General features: G+C 69.2%; 21 protein-coding genes. 10 read left to right on the top strand and 11 right to left on the bottom strand.

All coding sequences use genetic code 11. The annotated features are described in order from the left end of the window. The first annotated feature begins 77 nt into the window (after window positions 1-77). Together AC3A6G_RS08675 and AC3A6G_RS08670 are read left to right on the top strand one after the other, a co-directional pair. Window positions 78-1,388 (top strand): O-acetylhomoserine aminocarboxypropyltransferase, encoded by a 1,311-nt coding sequence (locus tag AC3A6G_RS08675; RefSeq protein ID WP_487873549.1) that lies wholly within the window; start codon window positions 78-80, stop codon window positions 1,386-1,388. Window position 1,389: 1 nt separating this feature from the next. Beyond that, the gene (locus AC3A6G_RS08670; RefSeq protein WP_487873548.1) at window positions 1,390-2,205 is read left to right on the top strand and encodes an alpha/beta fold hydrolase; all 816 of its coding nucleotides are present in this window, start codon (window positions 1,390-1,392) and stop codon (window positions 2,203-2,205) included. Window positions 2,206-2,213: 8 nt separating this feature from the next. On the opposite strand, the gene AC3A6G_RS08665 is transcribed toward AC3A6G_RS08670, so the two are convergent. Next, window positions 2,214-2,597: a thioredoxin family protein gene (locus AC3A6G_RS08665; protein ID WP_487859857.1), complete on the bottom strand. Its 384-nt coding sequence runs from the start codon at window positions 2,595-2,597 to the stop codon at window positions 2,214-2,216. Between the two features lie 79 nt (window positions 2,598-2,676). Then, window positions 2,677-3,888 (bottom strand): YihY family inner membrane protein, encoded by a 1,212-nt coding sequence (locus AC3A6G_RS08660; protein WP_487859856.1) that lies wholly within the window; start codon window positions 3,886-3,888, stop codon window positions 2,677-2,679. Window positions 3,889-3,955: 67 nt separating this feature from the next. On the opposite strand from AC3A6G_RS08660, the gene AC3A6G_RS08655 reads away from it, so the two are divergent. Together AC3A6G_RS08655 and AC3A6G_RS08650 are read left to right on the top strand one after the other, a co-directional pair. Beyond that, window positions 3,956-4,378: a DUF2069 domain-containing protein gene (locus tag AC3A6G_RS08655; protein WP_487859855.1), complete on the top strand. Its 423-nt coding sequence runs from the start codon at window positions 3,956-3,958 to the stop codon at window positions 4,376-4,378. Beyond that, on the top strand, window positions 4,375-5,817 hold the full coding sequence (locus tag AC3A6G_RS08650) for an FAD-binding oxidoreductase (protein ID WP_487859854.1): 1,443 nt from the start codon (window positions 4,375-4,377) through the stop codon (window positions 5,815-5,817). Before AC3A6G_RS08655 ends, AC3A6G_RS08650 begins: the two co-directional genes overlap by 4 nt. 12 nt (window positions 5,818-5,829) lie before the next feature. Here AC3A6G_RS08650 and AC3A6G_RS08645 read toward each other — a convergent pair whose 3' ends face one another. Together AC3A6G_RS08645 and AC3A6G_RS08640 are read right to left on the bottom strand one after the other, a co-directional pair. Next, a complete protein-coding gene (locus AC3A6G_RS08645) occupies window positions 5,830-7,557 on the bottom strand; it encodes an N-acyl-D-amino-acid deacylase family protein (RefSeq protein ID WP_487873547.1) in 1,728 nt (575 codons plus the stop codon). 17 nt (window positions 7,558-7,574) lie between these two features. Then, window positions 7,575-8,579: a Bug family tripartite tricarboxylate transporter substrate binding protein gene (locus tag AC3A6G_RS08640; protein ID WP_487859852.1), complete on the bottom strand. Its 1,005-nt coding sequence runs from the start codon at window positions 8,577-8,579 to the stop codon at window positions 7,575-7,577. A gap of 148 nt (window positions 8,580-8,727) precedes the next feature. Here AC3A6G_RS08640 and AC3A6G_RS08635 point away from each other — a divergent pair, with 148 nt between their 5' ends. Beyond that, window positions 8,728-9,798 carry a LacI family DNA-binding transcriptional regulator gene (locus AC3A6G_RS08635; RefSeq protein WP_487873546.1) on the top strand — a complete coding sequence of 357 codons (1,071 nt, stop codon included), beginning with the start codon at window positions 8,728-8,730 and terminating at the stop codon, window positions 9,796-9,798. Window positions 9,799-9,816: 18 nt separating this feature from the next. Here the strand turns inward: AC3A6G_RS08635 and AC3A6G_RS08630 are convergent, their stop codons facing one another. From AC3A6G_RS08630 to AC3A6G_RS08620, 3 genes are all read right to left on the bottom strand, one after another. Continuing rightward, the gene (locus tag AC3A6G_RS08630; protein WP_487873545.1) at window positions 9,817-12,072 is read right to left on the bottom strand and encodes a hypothetical protein; all 2,256 of its coding nucleotides are present in this window, start codon (window positions 12,070-12,072) and stop codon (window positions 9,817-9,819) included. Window positions 12,073-12,162: 90 nt separating this feature from the next. Beyond that, complete coding sequence (locus tag AC3A6G_RS08625; RefSeq protein ID WP_487873544.1) at window positions 12,163-12,885, bottom strand: nuclear transport factor 2 family protein; 723 nt, start codon at window positions 12,883-12,885, stop codon at window positions 12,163-12,165. Window position 12,886: 1 nt separating this feature from the next. Beyond that, the gene (locus AC3A6G_RS08620) at window positions 12,887-13,861 is read right to left on the bottom strand and encodes a Bug family tripartite tricarboxylate transporter substrate binding protein (protein WP_487863494.1); all 975 of its coding nucleotides are present in this window, start codon (window positions 13,859-13,861) and stop codon (window positions 12,887-12,889) included. 86 nt (window positions 13,862-13,947) lie between these two features. On the opposite strand from AC3A6G_RS08620, the gene AC3A6G_RS08615 reads away from it, so the two are divergent. Then, window positions 13,948-14,892: a LysR family transcriptional regulator gene (locus tag AC3A6G_RS08615; RefSeq protein ID WP_487859847.1), complete on the top strand. Its 945-nt coding sequence runs from the start codon at window positions 13,948-13,950 to the stop codon at window positions 14,890-14,892. Here the strand turns inward: AC3A6G_RS08615 and AC3A6G_RS08610 are convergent. From AC3A6G_RS08610 to nthA, 3 genes are read right to left on the bottom strand one after another with little or no spacing between them, the layout of a single operon-like run. After that, window positions 14,889-15,272: a nitrile hydratase accessory protein gene (locus AC3A6G_RS08610; protein WP_487859846.1), complete on the bottom strand. Its 384-nt coding sequence runs from the start codon at window positions 15,270-15,272 to the stop codon at window positions 14,889-14,891. The genes AC3A6G_RS08615 and AC3A6G_RS08610 overlap by 4 nt on opposite strands. After that, window positions 15,269-15,928: a nitrile hydratase subunit beta gene (gene nthB, locus AC3A6G_RS08605; protein ID WP_487859845.1), complete on the bottom strand. Its 660-nt coding sequence runs from the start codon at window positions 15,926-15,928 to the stop codon at window positions 15,269-15,271. The genes AC3A6G_RS08610 and nthB overlap by 4 nt, the downstream gene beginning before the upstream one ends. Then, window positions 15,925-16,563, bottom strand: a complete 639-nt coding sequence (gene nthA / locus AC3A6G_RS08600; protein WP_487859844.1) for a nitrile hydratase subunit alpha — start codon at window positions 16,561-16,563, stop codon at window positions 15,925-15,927. The genes nthB and nthA overlap by 4 nt, the downstream gene beginning before the upstream one ends. 73 nt (window positions 16,564-16,636) lie before the next feature. Between nthA and AC3A6G_RS08595 the strand changes: the two genes are divergently transcribed. From AC3A6G_RS08595 to AC3A6G_RS08580, 4 genes are all read left to right on the top strand, one after another. Further along, window positions 16,637-17,479: a thymidylate synthase gene (locus AC3A6G_RS08595; protein WP_487859843.1), complete on the top strand. Its 843-nt coding sequence runs from the start codon at window positions 16,637-16,639 to the stop codon at window positions 17,477-17,479. Window positions 17,480-17,495: 16 nt separating this feature from the next. Continuing rightward, the gene (locus tag AC3A6G_RS08590) at window positions 17,496-18,017 is read left to right on the top strand and encodes a dihydrofolate reductase (protein ID WP_487859842.1); all 522 of its coding nucleotides are present in this window, start codon (window positions 17,496-17,498) and stop codon (window positions 18,015-18,017) included. Next, complete coding sequence (locus AC3A6G_RS08585; protein ID WP_487859841.1) at window positions 18,014-19,111, top strand: phosphatidate phosphatase App1 family protein; 1,098 nt, start codon at window positions 18,014-18,016, stop codon at window positions 19,109-19,111. Before AC3A6G_RS08590 ends, AC3A6G_RS08585 begins: the two co-directional genes overlap by 4 nt. Before the next feature lie 171 nt (window positions 19,112-19,282). Next, the gene (locus tag AC3A6G_RS08580) at window positions 19,283-19,522 is read left to right on the top strand and encodes a hypothetical protein (protein WP_487859840.1); all 240 of its coding nucleotides are present in this window, start codon (window positions 19,283-19,285) and stop codon (window positions 19,520-19,522) included. Here the strand turns inward: AC3A6G_RS08580 and ligD are convergent. Next, the gene (gene ligD / locus AC3A6G_RS08575) at window positions 19,509-22,085 is read right to left on the bottom strand and encodes a DNA ligase D (protein WP_487859839.1); all 2,577 of its coding nucleotides are present in this window, start codon (window positions 22,083-22,085) and stop codon (window positions 19,509-19,511) included. The genes AC3A6G_RS08580 and ligD overlap by 14 nt on opposite strands. Window positions 22,086-22,094 lie beyond the last annotated feature (9 nt).

Genomic DNA, 22,094 nt, shown 5'->3' with positions numbered 1-22,094 from the left:
CGACCCCGTCACGCCCATGACGCGCACGCATGTTTGCAGACGTCGCGGGCCTCGCGAACGAACCCAGAAAGGCTTCCATGCCCGGCTATTCCGACCCCGGCTTCGACACCCTGGCGCTGCATGCCGGCGCCGCACCCGACCCCGCCACCGGCGCACGGGCGGTGCCGATCCATCTCAGCACCTCCTTCGTCTTCGAGTCGAGCGACCATGCGGCGGCGCTCTTCAACCTCGAGCGCGCGGGGCACGTCTACTCGCGCATCAGCAACCCGACCAACGCGGTGTTCGAGCAGCGCGTCGCCGCGCTCGAGGGCGGCATCGGGGCGATCGCCACCGCCAGCGGGCAGGCCGCCCTGCACCTCTCGGTGGCCACGCTGATGGGCGCGGGCTCGCACATCGTCGCGAGCACCGCGCTCTACGGCGGCTCGCAGAACCTGCTGCACTACACGATGCGGCGCTTCGGCATCGAGACCACCTTCGTCAAGCCCGGCGACCTCGACGGCTGGCGCGCCGCGGTGCGGCCCGAAACCAAGCTCTTCTTCGGCGAAACCGTGGGCAACCCGGGTCTCGACGTGCTCGACATTCCCGCGGTGAGCGAGATCGCGCATGCCGCCCGCGTGCCGCTGCTGGTCGACTCCACGCTCACCTCGCCGTACCTGATCAAGCCCTTCGACTGGGGTGCCGACCTGGTCTACCACTCGGCAACCAAGTTCCTGTCGGGGCACGGCACGGTGATCGGCGGCGTGGTGGTCGACGGCGGCAGCTTCGACTGGGAAGCCTCGGGCAAGTTCGCGGAACTGACCGAGGCCTACGACGGCTTCCACAACATGGTGTTCAGCGAGGAAAGCACCGTCGGTGCCTTCCTGCTGCGCGCGCGGCGCGAGGGGCTGCGCGACTTCGGCGCCTCGATGAGCCCGCACACGGCATGGCTGATCCTGCAGGGCATCGAGACCCTGCCGCTGCGCATGGAGCGCCACATCGACAACACGCAGAAGGTGGTCGAGTTCCTCGCGAGCCACCCCTTCGTCTCACGCGTGGGCCATCCGCTGATCGAGACGCACCCGAGCCACGCGCTCGCGCAGAAGCTGCTGCGCCACGGCGCGCGCGGAGCCGGCGCGGTGTTCAGCTTCGACATCCGGGGTTCGCGCGCACAAGGCAAGGCCTTCATCGAATCGCTCAAGCTCTTCAGCCACCTGGCCAACGTGGGCGACTGCCGCAGCCTGGTGATCCATCCCGCGAGCACCACCCACTTCCGCATGAGCGACGAAGCGCTCGCGGGCGCCGGCATCTCGCAGGGGACGATCCGGCTGTCGATCGGGCTCGAAGACCCGATCGACCTGATCGACGACCTGAAGCGCGCGCTCAAGGCGGCAGAAAAGGCGGAGGCCTGACATGGACTTCAGCGTCAACGGCCATCGCACCTACTGCTACACCGGCGGCAAGGCCTTCGATGCCGCCAAGCCCACCGTGGTCTTCATCCACGGCGTGCTCAACGACCACAGCGTGTGGATCCTGCAGAGCCGCTGGTTCGCCAACCACGGCTGGAACGTGCTCGCGCTCGACCTGCCGGGCCACTGCAAGAGCGAAGGGCCGCCGCCCGCGAGCGTGGAAGATGCGGCGCAGTTCGTGCTCGCGCTGCTCGATGCGGCCGGCGTGCCCAAGGCCGCGCTGGTCGGCCACAGCTTCGGTTCGCTGATCGCGCTCGAAGCCGCCGCACGCGCGCCCGAGCGTGTCACCCACCTGGCGCTGGTGGGCACCGCCTACCCCATGGTGGTGTCGCCCGCGCTGCTCGACGGCTCGCTGACCGATCCGCAGCGCGCGATCGCGATGGTCAACACCTTCTCGCACTCGCTGCTCGCGCCGCCGCCTTCCTCGCTCGGCCCGGGCACCTGGCTGCATGGCAGCTCGCGTGCACTGATGCGGCGCGTGCTCGCGAGCAACCGCGACGCGAACGTGTTCCATGTGGGCTTCAAGGCCTGCAACGACTACGCCAATGGCGAGGCCGCGATCGAGAAGGTGCAGTGCCCCGTGCTGTTCCTGCTCGGCGACGCCGACCAGATGACGCCGCCGCGTGCCACCAAGGCACTGGTGGGCAAGGCGCGGCAGGCCAGGGTGGTGACCGTGCATGCGGGCCACGCGCTGATGAGCGAGGCGCCCGACGCGGTGCTGTTCGCGCTGCACGACTTCGTCGGCGCACCGGCGCACTGACCTCGGCTTCAGACCGCGAACTCGGCCGGCCGCTTCTCGAGCACCGCCAGCAGCAGGTCGACGTCGAGGCTCGAAGGCTGCGGCGCCTGCAGCGCGCCGAGCATGCGCGACAGCGTTTCGGCATGCGGCAGCAGCGGGCCGAGAAAACGCGTGCCGTCGGCGCCTGCGATCAGCAGCGTGGGGAAGGTCTCGACGTCGAAGGCATCGGCCAGTTCGGCATGGTCCTCGATGTCGACCCAGGCGAAGCGGAACTGCGGATGCGCGCGCGCCACCTGCGCCATCAGCGGCCGGTAGTCGCGGCAGGTGCCGCACCACTCGGCGCACAGGCAGACGACCCAGGGCGTGCCGCTGGCTGGCGCGGCGGATTCGGCGGCGGCGGGAAGAGCGCTCAAGGCAGTTTCGGGTGGCAAGTGAAGGGAAGGGAAGGCCCTGGCTATTATGGACAAAGCGCCCTCCACGCGCAGTGCCGCCCTAGACCAGCAGCACGTCGCCCAGCCGAAGCGAGCGCAGCGGCCCTTTCTGCCACAGGTCTTCGAGCGGCTCGGCGCGCGGCATCAGCAGTTCGCGCAGCAGCGGTTCGAGCGGGGTCGACGGATCGGCCAGCAGCACGTAGCGCGGGTCGTCGGTGTCGCTCTCCTCGGCGAGCGGCGCGATCCAGTCGAGCGCCACCAGGGTCTCGAGCACCGGCACCAGTTGCAGCGCATCGACCCGCATCCGCCGCACGAGCTCGCTCGCGCCCATGCCCTTGGCCGGCATGGCGCGCGCGCGCGCCAGGTGCTGCAGCGCCTCGAGCGCGAGTTGCAGCGGCCACCCCGCACGGCCGCCGCGCCGCGCCACGCCGGTCAAAAGGCTCGGCAGGTAGGCCGCGATCACCGCGCCCAGCAGCACGATCACCCAGGCGACGTAGATCCACACCAGCAGGATCGGCACCGTGGCAAATGCCCCGTAGAGCACCGAATAGGTCGGCACCAGGCTCAGGTAGTAGCCGAGCACGCGCTTGGCGATCTCGATCGCGGCCGCCACGAAGATGCCGCCGGCCCAGGCGTGCGACCAGCGCACGTGCGTGTTGGGCACGTAGTGGTAGAGCGAGGCCATGCCCGCGGCCAGCAGCACGAACTCGAAGGTGTCGAAGAGCAGCTTGACGACGCCACCGCCCACCACGTCCCGCGAAACGGCGAACACGTACGACGTGGTCGAGAGGCTCACGGCCAGGATCAGCGGGCCGAGCGTGATGGCGGCCCAGTAGATCAGCACGCGCTGCGCGAACGGCCGCGGCGAGCGCACGCGCCAGATGTTGTTGAGCGTGCGGTCGATCGTGAGGATCAACGCGATCGCAGTGATCAGCAGCACCGCCAGGCCCGCGATGCCCAGCCCGCTGGCCTTGCTCGCGAACTGGTTCAGGTAGCCCAGAACCTGACGCGCGATGTCCTCGGGAATCAGGCTCTGGACGAACCAGCGCTGCAGCCGACCCTGCAGTTCGGCGAACATCGGGAACACGGTGAACAGCGCCAGCGCCACCGTGAAGAAGGGCACCATCGCGATGGTGGTGGTGAAGGTGAGGCTGCTCGCGGTGAGGCCGAGCCGGTCTTCGCGAAAGCGCTCGCCGAGCACCGCGGCGGTGTTGCGCCACGGAAAGCGCGAAAGATCCCTCCAGAGCTGGCGACGGTTCATGGCCGGTATCATAAGAACCGAGCCTTTTTCGCTCCTTTTCGCTCCTTCCCGAAGCCGATCCCGCGGTGCCCTCCCGTCCATGAAATCCCCTCCGCCGCAACATCATCCCGCGCCCTCGGTCGCCGCCACGCGCTGGCTCGCCGTCGGCAGCGTCGTCGGCCTGATCGTGCTGGGCCTGGCCTGGGAGCTGTGGCTCGCGCCGCTGCGGCCCGGCGGTTCGCTGTTGGCGCTGAAGGTGCTGCCGCTGGTGATTCCGCTCGCGGGCCTGTGGAAGAACCGCATGTACACCTACCGCTGGGTCAGCCTGATGATCTGGCTCTATTTCACCGAGGGCGTGGTGCGCGCCTGGAGCGACACCAATGGCGTCGGGCAGGTGCTCGCGCTGGTCGAGGTGCTGCTGTGCCTCATGCTCTTCACCGCCTGCGCGCTGCACGTGCGCCTGCGCCTTCGGCATGCCAAGGCCGCCGCGGCGGCCCGCCCCCTGGAAGCTTCCGCACCATGACTTCTTTCTCTTCTCCTTCCGACACCGCACTGCTCGACCGTCTGCGCGCCATCGTCGGCGCGGCCCATGTGCTCCACGAGGGCGACCTCGCCGCCTATGAGCAGGACTGGCGCAAGCGCGCGCGCGGCAAGTCGCTGGCCGTAGTGCGGCCGGCCGATGCCGCGCAGGTGGCCGAGGTGGTCAAGGCCTGCGCCGCGGCCGGCACCGCGATCGTGCCGCAGGGCGGCAACACCGGGCTGGCCGTGGGTTCGATTCCCGACGAGAGCGGCACCCAGGTGGTGCTGAGCCTGCAGCGGCTCAACGCCATCCGCACGATCGATGCGGCCAACCTCACGATGACCGTGGAAGCCGGTTGCATCCTGCAGACGCTGCAGGAGGCCGCCGAGAAAGAAGGCTTCCTGTTCCCGCTGAGCCTGGCGGCCGAGGGCAGCTGCACCATCGGCGGCAACCTCGCCACCAACGCGGGCGGCACGCAGGTGGTGCGCTACGGCAACACGCGCGAGCTCTGCCTCGGCCTCGAGGTGGTCACCGCGCAGGGCGAGATCTGGCACGGCACCAGCGGCCTGCGCAAGGACAACACCGGCTACGACCTGCGCGACCTGGTGATCGGCAGCGAAGGCACGCTGGGCATCATCACCGCCGCGACCATGAAGCTCTATCCGCTCCCCGCCGCACAGCTCACGGCCTGGGCCGCGGTGCCTTCGCTCGACCATGCGGTCACGCTGCTGGGCCTCGCGCACAAGCACCTGGGCGCGGGCCTCACGGGCTTCGAGGTCATGGGCCGCTTTGCGCTGAGCCTGGTCGACAAGCACATGCCGCAATTGCGCGTGCCCTTCATCGACGACGAAGCGGTGCCGTACTGCGTTCTGCTCGAGAACTCCGACAACGAATCCGAAGACCATGCGCGCGCGCGCTTCGAGGCGCTGCTCGAAACCGCCTTCGAGGACGGCTGCGTGACCGATGCGGTGGTGGCCGAGAACCTCACGCAGGCGCACCAGCTCTGGCACATCCGTGAGAGCATCCCGCTCGCGCAGGCCGAGGAAGGCCTGAACATCAAGCACGACATCTCGATCCCGGTGTCGCGCATTCCGGCCTTCGTGGCCGAGACCGACGCGCTGCTCGCGCGCGAGATCGCGGGCGTGCGCCTCGTCAACTTCGGCCACCTCGGCGACGGCAACCTGCACTACAACGTGCAGGCGCCCGAGAACATCGACACCCGCGCCTTCCTCCAGGACGAGGAAGCGCGCATCAACACGCTGGTGTACGACGCCGTCGAGCAATTCGGCGGCTCGTTCTCGGCCGAGCACGGCGTGGGCTCGCTCAAGGTCGAAAAGCTCGAGAAGCACAAGTCGCCGGTGGCGCTCGAGATGATGCGGGCGATCAAGCGCGGGCTCGACCCGAAGAACATCCTGAACCCGGGGCGGGTGATCCGCGTCTAGCCGGTCGGCAATCTAGCCGGCGCGGCGCTGCGGCCCGCGCATCAGCCTGCCGGGCAATGCGCCCGTGGGCTTGCCGTCTTCCATGATCGTCTCGCCGGCCTTGAGCGTCGCCCGGTAGCCCTCGGCGGTCTGCACCAGGCGCCGGCCGCCGGCCGGCAGGTCGAAAGCCACGTAGGGCGGCGGGATGCGCAGCCGCTCGAAATCGATGATGTTGACGTCGGCCAGGTAGCCAGGCTGCAGCAGCCCGCGGTCTTCGAGGCCGTAGATGCGCGCCGTGTCGCGGGTCTGGCGCTGCACCATCAGCTCGAGCGGCAGCGTGGGACCGCGGCGGCGGTCGCGCGCCCAGTGCGTGAGCATGTAGGTCGGCATGCTCACGTCGCAGATGTAGCCGCAGTGCGCCCCGCCATCGGCAAGGCTCATCATCGTGCGCGGATGCTGCAGCTCCTCGTGCAGCTGGCGCAGGTCGTTGTAGGCGTAGTTGAAGCTCGGAAAGTAGACAATGCCCTTGCCATCGAGGTCCATCAGCATGTCGTAGGCCACCTCGAGCGGCGTGCGGCCGTCGCGCTCGGCGATGGCGGCGATGCTGTTTTCCTGCGGCGGCTCGTAGTCGGGCTCTGCCCCCAGCGCATACATCTTGTGGAAGCTCTGCGTCAGGTAGGCGGTGCGGGTGTCGTACTGCGCCGAACCCATGAGCGCCGCCATGTCGGTGAGCTGCGCGCGCACCTGCGGATCGCGCAGCCGCGCCAGCTTCTCGGGCCATGGCAGCGGCGCGATCTGCTGCCACAGCGGGTGCGTCATGAACGGGTGCGTCGAGCCGAGCCAGGCCATCAGGATGCCGGCCGGCCGGCCCGCCACGGCGCCGTAGAGCGGCACGTTGTCCTGGTGCGTTTCGTCGAGTGCCGCGAGCAGCCGCTTCCACGTGTCGGGCGTCTGGTCGGTCTGCACCAGCGCAAAGGCCACGGGCAGGTTGTTGTCGCGCGCGAGCTGCGCCATCCACGGCAGCTCGGCCTCCATCTGGTAGTGGTTCGACGTCATCTGGAACACGCCGTGCCCGACCTCGCCCAGCACCCGCCCGATGCCGAGGATCTCGTCGGGCGACGCGAAGGTACCCGGCGGGTACTTGCGGCCCTGGTACTTGTGGATGATGGTGCGGCTGGTCGAGAAGCCGAGCGCGCCGGCGCGCATGCCTTCGCGCACCAACTGCACCATGGCCTGGATGTCGGCCGGCGTGGCCTCGTCGTGCGTAATGCCGCGCTCGCCCATCACGTAGGTGCGCAGTGCCGAATGCGGGATCTGCGCCCCCACGTCGAGCGCGCGCGGCATGCGCTCCAGCGCATCCAGGTATTCCGGAAAACTCTCCCACTGCCAGTCGATGCCTTCGGCGAGCACGGTGCCGGGAATGTCCTCCACGCCCTCCATCACGCTGATGAGCCAGTCGCGCTTGTCGGCATGCACCGGCGCGAAGCCGACGCCGCAGTTGCCCATGACGACGCTGGTCACGCCGTGGTCGGTCGAGGGGCTGAGGTACGGGTCCCAGGTCACCTGACCGTCGTAGTGCGTGTGCACGTCGACCCAGCCCGGGGTGACGATAGCGCCTTGCGCATCGATCTCGCTCCGGCCCGCGCCGAGCTTGCCGCCGACTTCGGCGATGCGGCCATCGGTGATGCCGATATCGCCCGTGAATCGGGGCTGGCCGCTGCCGTCGACGACGGTGCCGCCGCGAATGAGGGTGTCGAACATGTTTCGCTTCCTTCTCTTCAATCCAGTTTGATGCCGGCGGCCTTGATGACCTCGCCCCAGCGCTCGCTGTCGTTCTTCACGATGGCCGCGAAGGCCGGGCCCGACGCGCCGGAGGGCTCATTGCCCTGCGTCTCGATCAGCTTGAGCATCTCCGGCGAGCGCGCGATCTTCGCGAGCACGTCGCCGAGCTTCCGGGCCACGGCCGGGTCCATGCCGCCCGGGCCGAAGATGCCCTGCCAGCCCACGATGTCGAGGCCCGCCACGCCTTGTTCGGCGATGGTCGGCATCTCGGGCAGCACCGGCACGCGCATGGGTGTCGCCGTGCCGAGCCCCTTGGCCTTGCCCGCCTTGATCAGCTGCACCGCCGTGGCCGTGCCGTCGAAGTACAGCTGCACCTCGCCTGCCACGAGTGCGCGCGAGGCATCGGCCGTTCCCTTGTAGGGCACGTGAGTCATCTTGGTGCCGCTGCGCATCTGCAGCAGCTCGCCGTTCAGGTGCGAGGTCGAGCCCTGCGAGAACGATGCGTAGTTGAGCTTGCCCGGGTTGGCCCTGGCGTAGGCGACCAGTTCCTGCACGTTGTTGAAGGGCGCATCGGGCGGGGCGATCAGCACCGTGGCCGACTTGACCATCTGCGCGAGCGGCGTGAAGTCCTTCACCGGGTCGTAGGGCAGCTTCTTGTAGAGGTGCGGGTTCTGCGTGTGCGTGATGACGATGGTGTAGAGCAGCGTGTGGCCGTCGGCCGGCGCGCGCGCCACTTCCTGTGCACCGATGAACGTGCCCGCGCCCGGCTTGTTGTCGACGATGACGCTGGCGCCGCCGAGTTCGTCGGTCATGAGCTTGGCGATGACGCGCGCGGTCGCATCCGAGCCGGAACCCGCAGGAAAAGGCACCACGATACGGATCGGCTTTCCGGCCACCGGCCAGGTTGCCGGCTGGGCCACGGCGGCAGGTGCAGCCATCAGCATCAACGCCGCGGCGGCAGGAACGAACAGGGAGCGGCAATAGCGCGCAATCAGCTTCATGGCATGTCTCCAGTGGGGTGGACGGCGCTTATGCAAGCGCTTGCACAAAGCATAGGTCGAATTCACAAATGCAAGCTATCGGGTTAGTACCAACCGGATGCATGCGGTTGCAGCGCCGTTAAGATCGTTCGCTCGACCTGCCGCAACCATGACCCCGCCCACTCGCCGCCTCTCGCCTTCGCCCAGCGGCCCCACACCGCCACCCGCCGGCGCACGTGCGGCCTCGCTGGCCGACGTGGCCAGGCTCGCTGGCGTCTCCACCGGCACCGTCTCACGCACGCTGAGCCGGCCGGACATGATCAGCGAGGCCACGCGGCTGCGCGTGACCGAGGCGGTCGAACGGCTCGGCTACGTGGCCAATGGCGCCGCCCGCGCGCTCGCGATGCGCCGCACCATGACGGTCGGCGCCATCGTGCCGCGCTTCGGGAGCTCGTCGTTTCCGGCGCTGGTGCAGGCGCTCGAGGCCACGCTGGGGGCCGAGGGCTATACCTTGCTGTTGTCCGCGCCGGACCCCCGCCCTGCGTACGAGACGAGCATCCTGCGCGCCCTGCTCGAGCGCGGCGTCGACGCCGTGGCCCTGCTCGGCGCCGAACAGCCGCCGCAAGTGCTTGCCATGCTCGCCGCACACCGCACGCCGTTCGTCACCATGTGGGCGCCGCCGGACGACACGGGCCACAGCGTGGGCTTTGACGAGTACGCCGCGGCGTCGCTGGTGGTCGACCACCTGGCGGCGCTCGGCCACCGCCGCCTCGGCTACATCGGCGGGCGCACTGCCGACAGCGAGCGCGCGCGGCGGCGGCTGCGCGACCTGGGCCTTGCGATCTCCAAGCGCGGCTTGACCTTGTGCGAGGACGCACTCGCCGAGACGGAACACGGCTTCCAGGAAGGCTTCGATGCCATGAACGCCATCGCCCGGCGCCAACCGCCCGTGACCGCCATCGTCTGCGGCAGCGACTACCTGGCCGCCGGTGCGCTCGCCGCGCTCGACCAGGCCGGCATCGAGGTGCCGCGCCGGCTGTCGATCGCGAGCTTCAACGACAACGACTTCGCGCCCTTCGTGCATCCGCCGCTGACCACCGTGCGGCTGCCGATCCGCGAGATCGGCGAACGATCGGGCCGCTACCTGCTCGCGCAGCTGCAAGGCATTCCCGCCCCCGCTGCAGCCCCCCTGCCGGTAACACTGGTCACCCGTGCGAGCACCGGCGCGGCGCCGGGCTGAAGCGAGCCCCCTCGCCCTTCAACCGCCCTGCGACGCCACGGCCGGCGCCTGCGGCGAATGCCGCAACCCCGCCGGCAGCCGGTCGTCGAGCCAGTCCATGCGCCAGGCGAGCACCGCCAGCGAAAGCACCAGCACGGCCGCGGCGACCAGCCCCGTGACGCCATGCCGCTCGCGGTACGGATCGCGCGCGACGCGGCGGCCGTTCGGCGGCACCCGCGCCGTCTGCGACAGCATGCCGCCGAGCCGCACATTGACTTTCATTCGCCCGTTGATGGCCCAGCCGCTCGCGTCGAGGATCGGGCCCAGGCTGCGCTGGCGCAGCTTGAGCCACGCGATGAGCATGCTCGGCCCCGAGATCGCGAGCACGATGCCCAGCAGCCCGATCGGTATCCACTGGCCCAGGTCGATGAACTTGCCGAAGATGCCCACCAGCACCGCGCTGATGCTGCCCAGTGCCACCCCGATGGCCGCAACAGTGCCGACATCGACGCGCCCGCCGGGGCGCGCTGGCGCGGTCTGGCCTGCCTTGGCCGCGGCGCCGGCCTGGTCGGCGGTTGTGAGGCGGGTGGCAAAGCCCGTGAGCGAGCCCTGGCCCACAGCCTCCTGCGCGGCCGCGCGCTTGGCCACCTGCTCCTCGATCACGCGCACGAACTTCTTGTAGGGCGAAAAGAACGCCTGTGCCACGCTGGTCGGGTTCTCGATCAGCTTGGTGATTGTGGCGTCCCAGTCGCGGCCCTGGCGGTCGTAGAAGACGCCGTTGCGCCCCACGAAGAGAAAGTCCACGTCACCGGCGGTGAAGGCCGCGACGATGCTCATCTTCGCGCCCTGGCGCGTGCAGTTGCAGTAGGCCAGGCAGGTCTTCGCCAGGCCGGCGAGCACGGCGTGCTTCGCCGTGTCGTCGACCTGCACGGTGAGCTCGCAGCTGCGTCCGTCGAGGTAGAGCGTGCCGGCCTGGAAGATCGCGCCTTCGCGGTGGTAGAAGGCCTTGAACGAGACGAAGTTCTCGAGCAGCACCACGAGGTCGCGCTGCAGGCGGATGAGCTTCTCCAGGTCGACCAGCAAGGCGTTGTGCGTCTCGGCCTCCTCATCTTCACGGATCAGCGCGAGCACGGCGTCGCGGGTCTGCAGCAGTGCCTCGAGCCGTGCGAGTGGCAGCGCCGCGGCCCAGTTGTCGGGCCGCTTAGCCATCAGCGTCTGCAGCGGCGCAAGCTTTTGGCGGATGGCATGCCAATCGGCCTCGGCCAGCTCGCTGCGCGCACCCAGGAGCGGCGTGACTGCGCGGTTGGCGAACGATGCAATGGCATCGGCCCAGGCCGGGTTGAGGCTGGTGCCCTGCAGCGGCAGCACGCAATGGCGCGTTACCGGCGCGAGCGGCAGTTCGGCAATGGGCTCGGCATGCAGGTCGAGGCGACCGGCGCCGAGCGCGTCGTAGGCTTTGGCCGATGGATTGAGCGCCGCTTCGGCTTGCGCGTCGAACGCCGCCACACGGCAGCGCGCGAAGAAATCGTCGAGCTTGGCCTGCACCTTGGCGGTCGCATCCGCCGCCGCGAGCGTCGCTTCGCCGAGCGGCATCAGCTCGGCGTTGCCGGCGTCGGCCTGGGCATGCCAGTCGCGCGCAAGCTGCACTTCGGCAAAGAACGCTTCCACGCGCGCGCGGTCCACGCCGGGCGTCTGCTTGTGGCGGTCGGGCACGCTGCCATGGGTGCGGATGATCTCGGCGAGGGTGGCGCGCACCGCCTCGTCCTGCGCCGTCTCGGGCGTGACGATGCCATCGCCGTTGAAGCGCATGGCCGCGAGCAGCTCGCCGCGATTGGCGATGTCGTCGAGCGTGAGGGTGTCCGAGTCGGGCCGGCCCTGGAGGTGCAGCAGCCGCTGCGCTTCATCGCGCAGGCGCGCACCTGCGGGGTTGCGGTCGTCGAGGTCGCCAAGCGACAGCACGTCGCTGCCTTGCAGCAGCACGTCGGGATTGCGCAGGCGCGCGCAGACCCATTCGCACGCCGCCACCACCTCGGGCGGGCGCACGCGTGCATCGCGGTCGGTGTCGATCAGGTCGAGCGTGCGCGTGTCGAAGTCGATGCCACGCGTCGGGCACGCCAGCGCCACCCAGAGCTTCTGGTCCAGCTCGCCGATGCGGGCGATGTCTTCGCCGGTGCGGAAGATGACCTGGTCGGTGCCGCCGGCGCGGATGAAATGCCAGCGGTGGGGCGTGGGCGATGGGTGGGAAGCCGACGCATGCGCCGGGTTTGTCGTCGTCGTCGTCGTCGTTCCTGTCATCAGCCCCAGGTTAAGGGCTTGCGCGCCCCGCGCGTGAGGACACACGGCGCACAGCCATGTGGTCTTGCGCCGACACGGGTGCGCGCTCCTTCAAGACGTCGCGTTCCTTTCCTCTTCGCGGGCAGGCGGCACCGGCGTCCAACCGCGTCCCGTGATCGGGTTCGGGTAGTGGAACGGCGGGATGTACACGCCGGGCCAGGGATCGTAGGACTCCGTGGGCGGACGATCGGGCGGGCAGTCCTGCAGCATGCCCCCGCGCGGCGACGTTGCCGTGGCCCAGCTTTCCTCGTAGGGCGTGTGGAAGGTGCGATAGAAGTGCATGCGCGAAATGCGCCATTGGCCGGCATCGTTCTTCTCGTACGCGAAGGTCTCGACGCCCTCGCCCCACCGGCCGTACTTGCCAAACTCGGCCAGTTGCATGAACGACCGCCATCGCCCCTGTGCATGCCGCCCGTCGTCGTCGACGTGCACGATCCCCTGCACCATCATGTGGTTGTACAGCTGTCCCCAGACCAGGCCATTCGGGCCGCTCTTCGCGGGACCGCGGCCAAGGAACTGCTTGAAAAGCCGCTCCAGCTGCGCCCGGCCCACGTAGACGCCGAGCGCGGAAATCTCCACCTCGCAGTCGTCGGTGAACAGCGGCAGCAGTTCGTCCCACAGCGCCTTGTCGAGGTAGTAGCCGTAGGCACGCGTGAGCTTGCCGATCAGCTCGATGTCCTCTGCCACCGTGACGCGGCGCCGCAGCTGCGCGAGGTCGGTTTCGAGGGCGGCGATGCGCTGCAGCAGCGCGGCGTCGGGGGTCGTCGTGTCCATGTCATCCATCCAGTCGAAGTCCGATGCGGCGGATCACCCGGCCCCAGTGCTGGTGATCGGCGCGAATGAGTTCCGCGAAGTCGCCGGGCGTTCCCGATGCAAGCTCGACGCCCAAGGCAGCGAATTGCGCGCGCAGCTGGGAGCTTTCCAAGGCCTGCACGATCTCCTGGTTGAGGCGCGCGACGATCGCATCGGGAAGCCGCGCCGGTCCGAAAACGCCCAGCCAGGTCCCGCGGTCGAGTCCGCTCAGGCCCTGCTCGCGCGCAGTGGGCACGTCGGGCAAGGCGGAAAGCCGCGTCGGCCCGGTGCTGGCGAGCGCCTTCAGGCGGCCCGTTCGCACATGCGGCAAGGCCGTGGCCGGCGAGTCGAACAGCAAGCCGATGTGGCCCGCGAGCAGGTCCTGCTGGGCCGGGCTCGACCCTTTGTACGGCACGTGGACGAAGCGCGCCCCGTGGTCGGCATTCAGTATCTCGATGTAGAGATGGCCCGTCGTGCCCGGGCTCGGCGAGCCGAAGGCCACGGTCTGCTCGCGGCTGCGCGCGATCGCCTCCGCCAGGTTGGCGGCGGGAAACGAGGGGTGCGCCACCAGCACCGAATGCCCACGGTAGACCGGCGCAATCGGCGTGAAGTCTGCGAACGGGTCGAAAGGCACGCGGGCGTACAGGTGCGGCACCTGCGTGTGGGTGGTGTTGAGCGTCAGCAACAGCGTGTGGCCATCGGGCGCCGCCCGTGCGACGTCCATCGCGCCCGGGATGCTGGCACCGCCGGGTTTGTTGTCGACCACGACCGCCGTTTTCATGCGCTCGCCGAGTTCGCGCGCCAGCATCCGGGCCACCACGTCGCCGGGCCCGCCGGGCGGTGCCGGGACGACCATCCGGATGGGTCGGCCCGGCACCGGCCAGGCATCCTGCGCGGCGGCGGCCTTGAGCCCGAACCCGAGGCCGGAGAGAACCAAAAGTCGTCGCAGTGCGTCCATGGCGGCCAGTCTAGGAATCACGCATTGACCTGCCAAGCGACTTTTTGGACACTTGCGTTCACCTCTGGTTGACACTCCACGCCCTCATGACTTCCCTGCAGCGCTATGCGCGGCTTCGCTTCAGCCAGCTCGACATGCTGTGCGCGGTGGCCGATGAGGGCAGCGTCCGCGCCGCTGCCGCGCGGCTGAGCCTGTCGGCCGCCGCCGTCAGCAAGGCGTTGCGCGAGATCGAATCGTCGCTCGACGCGGTGCTGTTCGAGCGCCGCCCACGCGGCATGGTCGCCACGCCGCGCGGCGAGCGCCTGATCGCGCACGGGCGGTTGCTGCTGCAGGAGCTCGAAGGACTCGCGGCCGATGATGGTGCCGCGAAGACGCTGCCCGCGGGCCGGATCACGCTGGGCGCTTCGCCCTACATCGTCTCGCGCGTGCTGCCGCAGTTGCTGGCCTGCCTGCCCCGGCCCGACGGCGCAAAGCCGCCGCTCGTGGTGCGGGTGCAGGATGGACACTTGCCGCTGCTGCTCGAGCAACTGCTGCAAGGCCATATCGAGGCACTGGTGACGCTGTATGCCGCCGGCGACCTGGCCGCAACCGACACGCAGCCGCTGGCTGTCGAGCGGCTGCGCGAGGAACAGGTAGTGGTGTTGGCGCCGCCCTCGCTGCGCCCGGGCACGCGGCGGCGCGTGGCGTGGAGCGAACTGGCGGCGCAGCCCTGGATCCTGCCGCCTGCATCCACCCACCTGCGCCGCGCGCTCGACGGCATGTTCCACCTGCAGGGGGTGCAGCCGCCGCAGCCCTTCGTCGAGGCTTCGCACCTCGACGGCAACGTGCGCCTCAGCGCGACGGGGCTGGGCCTGACGATCGCGCCGCTGGAGCTCGCGCGCGAGCACGTCGAGGCAGGACGCCTGTCAGTGCTGCGCCTGCAGCAGCCGCTGCCCGCATCGTCCCTGGCCCTGATCTACCGGCGTGCATCCGCGGCCCACCTGCCCGGGTTGCAGCACCTGCGCGCGGCGGCTCGGCTGGCCTTCGGCTAGGAATCGAAATCCGCGTCGCGCAGCGCGATTGCTTGCCCGTGCGGCGTGCGATCGGCCGCATGGTCCCAGGCATGGCGGTAGCGCGCGAGCTCGCGGTCGGTGGCCGCGCCCTTGCGGGCGACGAGTTCCTCGAGCGCGGCAAGCCAGTGGCGGTAGTAGGTCTCGCCCGTGTCGGGATCGCCCGCGGCCTGCGCCGCCTCGATCTGCCACGCCAGCGCCGCGGCCCATTCAGTCCAGCTGAAAAGGCCCTTCTCGTGCAGCGCCAGCGTCATCGCGAAGGCTTGCGCCTCCCACGGCGCACTGAACACCGGCCCGTCCGCATCGCGCGGCATGCCGGGCGCCAGTGCCTCGGACGGAAGGTCTGCGCCGGCGCCGCTCATTCGGCCGGCTCCAGGTAGCTCTCCCAGGCGTCGACCGACACCGCGAGGCGCTGCGCCTGCGCTCCCCACAGCTCGGCCTCGTCGAACACCACGGTGTAGAGCCACTGCGGCGCCTCGCCGCCATCGTGCGCATGGCTGTCGGCGAACACGTGCGCGCCATGCACCCGCTCGACGATGCCGCGCCGCCCGTGCGCGTAGCCAGGCAGGCGCGTGTGGTGGTCGACCCGGTCGCTGCGCGTGCGCACCGCCTGCCCGACCGCGAAGCGCGCGGGCGCGCCCACCGGGCGCGCGGTGGGTGCGCCCTTGGCGAGCACGGCCGCGACATCGCCGGCCTGCAGCACGCGCCGCGGCGGCACCGGCGCATGCAGCATGCGGCCCTGTGCGATCTCGTCCTCGAAGAGCTGGCCGCGCTCGGCCATCAACTTCTCGAGCGCCGCGAGCCAGATCTGGTAGTAGCTCAGCTGCAGGTAGTTAGGCAGCGTTTCGCGCGCCGCCCGGCTCGCATCGATGTTCCACGAACCGGTCGCGCCCATGGCCAGCACCAGGGCCAGCGCGCGCGGCTCCCAGCCGGCGTGGAACAGCTCGCCCTCGGGCTCGGGCACCACCGCGCCGAAGCCGGGCTGGCCACCGAGGTCGGCCTGGGTGGCGTGGCTCATGGCCCGGCCTCCTCTTCGGGCACGCCGGCCAGCCGCGTGCCGATCATCGAATCGCGCGAGACCAGCGCGGCCAGCTCGGCCTCGCTCATGTGATCGGTGCCCGCGGGCCGCTCGGGAATGACGAGGTAGCGCACCTCGGCGGTCGAGTCCCAGACCCGGATGCGCGTGGTCTCGGGCAGCACCACGCCAAAGTCGGCGAGCACGCCGCGCGGGTCCTTCACGGCGCGCGAGCGGTAGGGCGCGCTCTTGTACCAGGTGGGCGGCAGGCCGAGCACCGGCCACGGATAGCAGCTGCACAAGGTGCAGACCACCATGTGGTGCAGCTCGGCGGTGTTCGCGACGGCGACCATGTGCTCGCCCTGCCGGCCGGTGTAGCCGAGCGAGGCGATCGCTGCGGTGGCATCGCGCAGCAGCCATTCGCGAAACGCCGGATCGACCCAGGCCCGCGCCACCACGCGCGCGCCGTTACGCGGGCCGATGCGGGTCTGGTAGGTGTCGATCAGCACGTCGAGCGCGGCCGGATCGATGTAGCCCTTTTCGGCCAGCACGCTCTCGAGCGCCCGCACGCGCAGGTCCATCTCACCGAGCGCGCTGTGTTCGTGGTCATGCCCTTCGTGGTGGTGTTCTTGGGTCATCCTGCGATGCTACGCGCTCCCACTTAAAATTCGAAACCCCGCCCGGCCTGCCGCCTGACCGACTTCACCGCCCATGACGCCCACATCTTCCCGCCCCGTCCGCTCCCAGTACGAAGACTTCATGCGCCACGTCGACACGCACGGCGTGCACAAGGGCGACCGCACCGGCACCGGCACCAAGAGTGTGTTCGGCTACCAGATGCGCTTCGACCTGAACGAAGGCTTCCCGCTCGTGACCACGAAGAAGGTGCACCTGAAGTCCATCATCCAGGAACTGCTGTGGTTCCTGACCGGCTCGAGCAACAACAACTGGCTCAAGGAGCGCGGCGTCTCCATCTGGGACGAATGGGCGCGCGAAGACGGCGACCTGGGCCCGGTGTACGGCGTGCAGTGGCGCAGCTGGCCCACGCCCGACGGCGGCCACATCGACCAGATCTCGGAGGTCGTCAAGACGCTGAAGGCCAACCCCGACTCGCGCCGCATCATCGTGAGCGCCTGGAACGTGGCCGAGCTCTCGAAGATGGCGCTCATGCCCTGCCATGCCTTCTTCCAGTTCTACGTGGCGCCGCCGCAGGCGAGCGGCGAGCGCGGCAAGCTGAGCTGCCAGCTCTACCAGCGCAGCGCCGACATCTTTCTCGGCGTGCCGTTCAACATCGCGAGCTATGCGCTGCTCACGCACATGATGGCCCAGCAGTGCGACCTCGACGTGGGCGACTTCATCTGGACCGGCGGCGACTGCCACATCTACAGCAACCACGCCGAGCAGGTGGCGCTGCAGCTGAGCCGCACGCCGCACCCCTACCCCACGCTCCACATCAAGCGCCGCCCCGATTCGATCTTCGACTACCGCTACGAGGACTTCGAGGTGCTCGACTACCGACACCACGAGCCCATCAAGGCGCCCGTGGCCGTGTGAGCGGAGGATTCGCGCCATGACGACACCGCGCATCAATTTGATCTTCGCCCGCGCCGCGAACGGCGTGATCGGCATCAAGGGCACCATGCCCTGGCACCTGCCCGAAGACATGGTGCACTTCAAGGCGCAGACGGCCGGCGCGCCCGTGGTGATGGGGCGCAAGACCTGGGATTCGCTGCCGCCGCGCTTTCGCCCGCTGCCGGGCCGGCACAACATCGTGATCACGCGCCAGGACGACTGGAAGGCCGAAGGCGCGCACCGCGTGGGAAGCCTCGCCGAAGCGCTCGCGCTCTGCGACGAGACGCAGGTACCCGACGTCTGGATCATCGGCGGCGCGCAGATCTATGCACTGGCCGAGCCGCTGGCCTCGCGCGTGGTCGTGACCGAACTCGCGCGCGACTACGAAGGCGATGCGCATGCGCCCGCGCTCTCGCCCGCGAAGTGGCGCGAGACCCGGCGCGAAGCGCATGTCTCGGTCAAGGAGGGCCTGCCCTTCGCGTTCGTGACCTACGAACGCATCGACGCGCCACAGGCATGAGTGCAGCGCCGGGGCGCCGCGCGCTGCTTGCGGGCGCCGCACTGGCCGTCGGCCTGGCACCGCTGCAGGGGCTCCTGGCCGCGGAGCCGCTCGAGCCCGACGAGGAAGCGCTCTTCCTGCCCGGTACCGCACGTCCCACGCCGGACGGCCGGCTCGAGGTCGACGTGCATGCGTGGGTCTACGAACCCGAGCGCCGCTGGGGCCTCAATGCCGTGTTCGCGCGCTACCTCGGCCTCGACCTGGAGAAGCTCTCGCCCGCGGCGCGGCTGCGCTTCAACCAGCGCACCGCGCTGTTCCACGCCGAGTCGGAGCAGGGCAAGGTGTTCGAACTCGATTTCGACGGCGTCGCCACGCGCGTGAGCACACGGCCCTCGGGCGCCGACGGGCGCATGAACCTGCGCGTGGTGGTCGACGTTCCCGCGGCCTCGCTGGCCGGCGAATGGCAGAAATTCCACGCCGTCACCGGCCCCGGCGAACTGCTGCATCGCTTCAGGGGCCAGGCACTGGTCGTTCCGGCCGAGGGCCTCTCGGTGATCTCAGACATCGACGACACCATCAAGCGCACGCAGGTGCGCGACCGGCGCGAGATGCTGCTGAACACCTTTGCCCGCCGCTTCGAGCCCGCGCCCGGCATGGCGGCGGGCTACCGCATGCTCGCGCAGGTGCCCGGCACGCGCTTTCACTACCTCTCGGCAAGCCCGATACAACTCTACCCGGCGCTCGCCGATTTCCTGCGCGACGCCAACTTTCCGGCCGGCAGCATGCACCTGCGCGAAAGCACCAGCTGGCGCACGTTGATTCCGGGCGACCAGGATTCGCGAGCGCACAAGCTCGCGGTGATCGAGCGTTTGCTGGCCGACTTTCCGCAGCGCCGCTTCATGCTCGTGGGCGACTCGGGTGAGCGCGATCCCGAGATCTACGGCCAGGTGGCGCGTGCGCATCCGGGCCGCATCGAGCACATCGCGATCCGCAACGTCACGCGCGAGGACGCCAGTGCCGAGCGCTATCGGGCCGCATTCGAAGGCCTCGATGTGGCGCTCTGGCAGATTTTTCCGGACGACCGGGCGCCCGCCGCCGAAAGGTTTGCGCGATAGCCGAGCAGCATGCAACAAATTCACCGCATCGGTTTCAAGGCGCAAGCAAAATGAACACTTTCCTACGCATCACAAAGGCGTATCAAAGTCGTGCGTTGGGCAGGGATTAGGCACAAGTGTGAAATTTTGCGCAGAATGATCTCCGTGCCCATCTAGACAAGGAGACGGCTCATGTCCATGGAGTTTCTTCGAGTCATTGCCGAACAGAAGCTGCCCTACGTCGTCCACACGCCTGCAGACATCGACCGCCTGCGCGTGCTGCGCGCAGCCGAATTGGTGACGGCCTTCATCCCGCCGGCAAGCCACGCGCCCGACGGCCGCGCGATACGCCAGCTCGCCCAGGTGGAGTCGATCACGGCCAAGGGCCGGCTGGCACTGAACAAGGCGACGTCGGCCTTCATCGAACTTTGATGAAGCCAAGCTTCTTCATGGCCGCGCCCGGGCTGACTGCGGCCTTCGCATAGCCTGCCCACGGCGCGTTGCCTCGGTCGAGCCGGGCATGGATGTTCCGCAGGTTCCACTGCGCGCCGCTCGTGAGCGACGGCACCTCGTCCCATGCCACCGGTACCGACACGCCCATGCCCGGCCGCGCGCGCGCCGACCACGCGCAGACCGTGGTGGCACCAAAGCCGTTGCGCAGGTAGTCGATGAAGATGCGGCCGATGCGGTTGGCCGGCCCGCTCTTGGCGACGAACATCTGCGGCACGGTGCGTGCCATGTGACGCACGATGGCCTGCGAGAAATCCTTCACCGTGTCCCAGTCGTACTGGCGCTTGAGCGGCACCACCACGTGCAGCCCCTTTCCGCCGCTGGTCTTGCAGAAGCAGGGCAGTGCCAGTTCGTGCAACACCACGCGCATCAGCTCGGCCGACTGCAGCACCAGCGGCCAGCCCACGCCTTCGCCGGGGTCGAGGTCGAAGGTCATGCGGTCGGGCTTGGCGATCAGCGTCTTCACGCCGTTCCAGGTATGGAACTCGACGACGTTCATTTGCGCCGCGCTCAGCAGCCCGAGCGGGCCCGCCACTTCGATCAGTTCGGGGTGCGAAGGCCAGAGCGCGCGATCGAGCTGCCGCACCCCGTTCATCTGGCCGGCCTCCACATGCTTCTGGAAGAAGTGCTGCCCCGCGATGCCCTGCGGCGCGCGCACGAAGGACACGGGCCGTCCCTTGAGGTGTTCCATCATCAGCGGCGCGACAAGGCCGTAGAAACGCACCACCTCCACCTTGGTGATGCCGGTGGACGGATCGACCACGCGGTCGGCATGCGAGACCTTGAAGTTCGCGGGCAGCGTGGCGGCGGGCACATGCGCTGAATCGCGTTCGGCCGCCGGCTTGGCGCCGTGCGGCTGGTGCACCGGCTTCTCTCGCACGATGGCCTTCGCCGGCTTGTCCGAGCGAACGCCGTGGAACACCGGATGGCGCACATGGCCGTCCTTGGTCCAGTCGGAGAAGCTCACCTCGGCCAGCAGCACGGGTTGAACCCAATGCGCGCGGCGGTCGTTCTCGGTCGGGTTCTTGAACGGCCGCTTGTCGATGCCGAGCGGCTCGAGCCGCTGCAGCATCTCCCTGAGGCTGCGGTCGTTGAAGCCCGCGCCCACGCCGCCCGAATAGACGAGGTCGCCCTTCTCGTCGTGCACGCCGATGAGCAGCGCGCCGATGCCGACGCGCGATCCCTTGGGATCGGTGTAGCCGCCGATGACGAACTCCTGCCGGCGCGAGCACTTGAGCTTGATCCAGTCGGGCGAGCGGCGCGACGCATAGCTGCTGTCCTTGCGTTTGCCGATCACGCCTTCGAGCCCGATCTTGCAGGCCGAGGCGACGATGTCCTCGGGCGGCGCGTCGAAGACCTCGCTGAAGCGGATTTCGGGCGGCGCCTTGGCCAGCAGCGACTGCAGCAGTGCGCGGCGCTCGACCAGCGGCACGCCCGTGAGATCGAAGCCGCCGTAGTGCGGCAGGTCGAACAGGAAGTAGACGATGTCGTTCGTCTTCGCGCTGTCGAAGGCGTTCTGCAGCGCCTGGAAGTCGGTGCTGCCCGCGTCGTCGAGCATGACGATCTCGCCGTCGAGCCAGCACGGCGCGAGCTTCATGCGCTCGATGGCGCGCACGAGGTGCGGCATGCGCGCGCTCCAGTCGTGCCCGTTGCGCGTGAAGAGCTGCACGCCCTTGACATCGACGCGCGCCAGCAGCCTGTAGCCGTCGAACTTGATCTCATAGATCCAGTTGCTGGGGTCGGGCGGCGGACCGTCGACCAGCGTCGCGAGCAGCGGCGAGAGCTTCGCGGGCAGCGCGGCCTTGACCGCATCGGCCGGCATGTTGCCCGCGGCGGCCGCCTTGCCGCGCCGCGCCTTTGCGCCGGGTTGCGCTGCCGCGGTGGCCGGCGGGGCAGCGGGCGACGGTACCGTGGGCGCCGCAGTGGGCATCGGCAGCGCCGCAACGCTGTCGGGAAACTGGTCGACCACGCTGAACTCGCTCGCGGGCCGCGCGAAGCCGTCGTGCTCCTTGATCAACAGCCAGGCGTCCTGCTTGTCGTCCTTCTTGCCATGCATGCGCACCAGTGCCCATTTGCCGCGCAACTTGTAGCCGTGCAGCTCGAGCTTGATGTTGCCTGCCCGGTAGCCCTTGCGCGGGTCGCCGATTGGCACCCAGGTGCCCTTGTCCCAGATGATCACCTTGCCGGCGCCGTACTGCTTGGCGGGTATCTCGCCTTCGAACTGGTTGTACGAGATCGGGTGGTCTTCCACATGCACGGCCATGCGCTTGTCGTGCGTGTCGTAGCTGGGCCCCTTCGGCACGGCCCAGCTCTTCATGGTGCCATCAAGCTCGATGCGGAAGTCGTAGTGCAGGCGCCGCGCCCAGTGCTTCTGCACCACGAACTGCAGCGTGCCGACGACCGAATCGCCGCCCTCTTCCGGCTCGGGCGTGACGCCGAAGTTGCGCTTCTCCTTGTAGCGTTTCAGGGGGCTTGCGCGCGCCATGGCCTGTCG

This window comes from Variovorax sp. Soil_C_26, from assembly GCF_057657075.1.
Note: the sequence above shows the minus strand (reverse complement) of the source record. Positions and strands in the feature narration are given on the sequence as shown.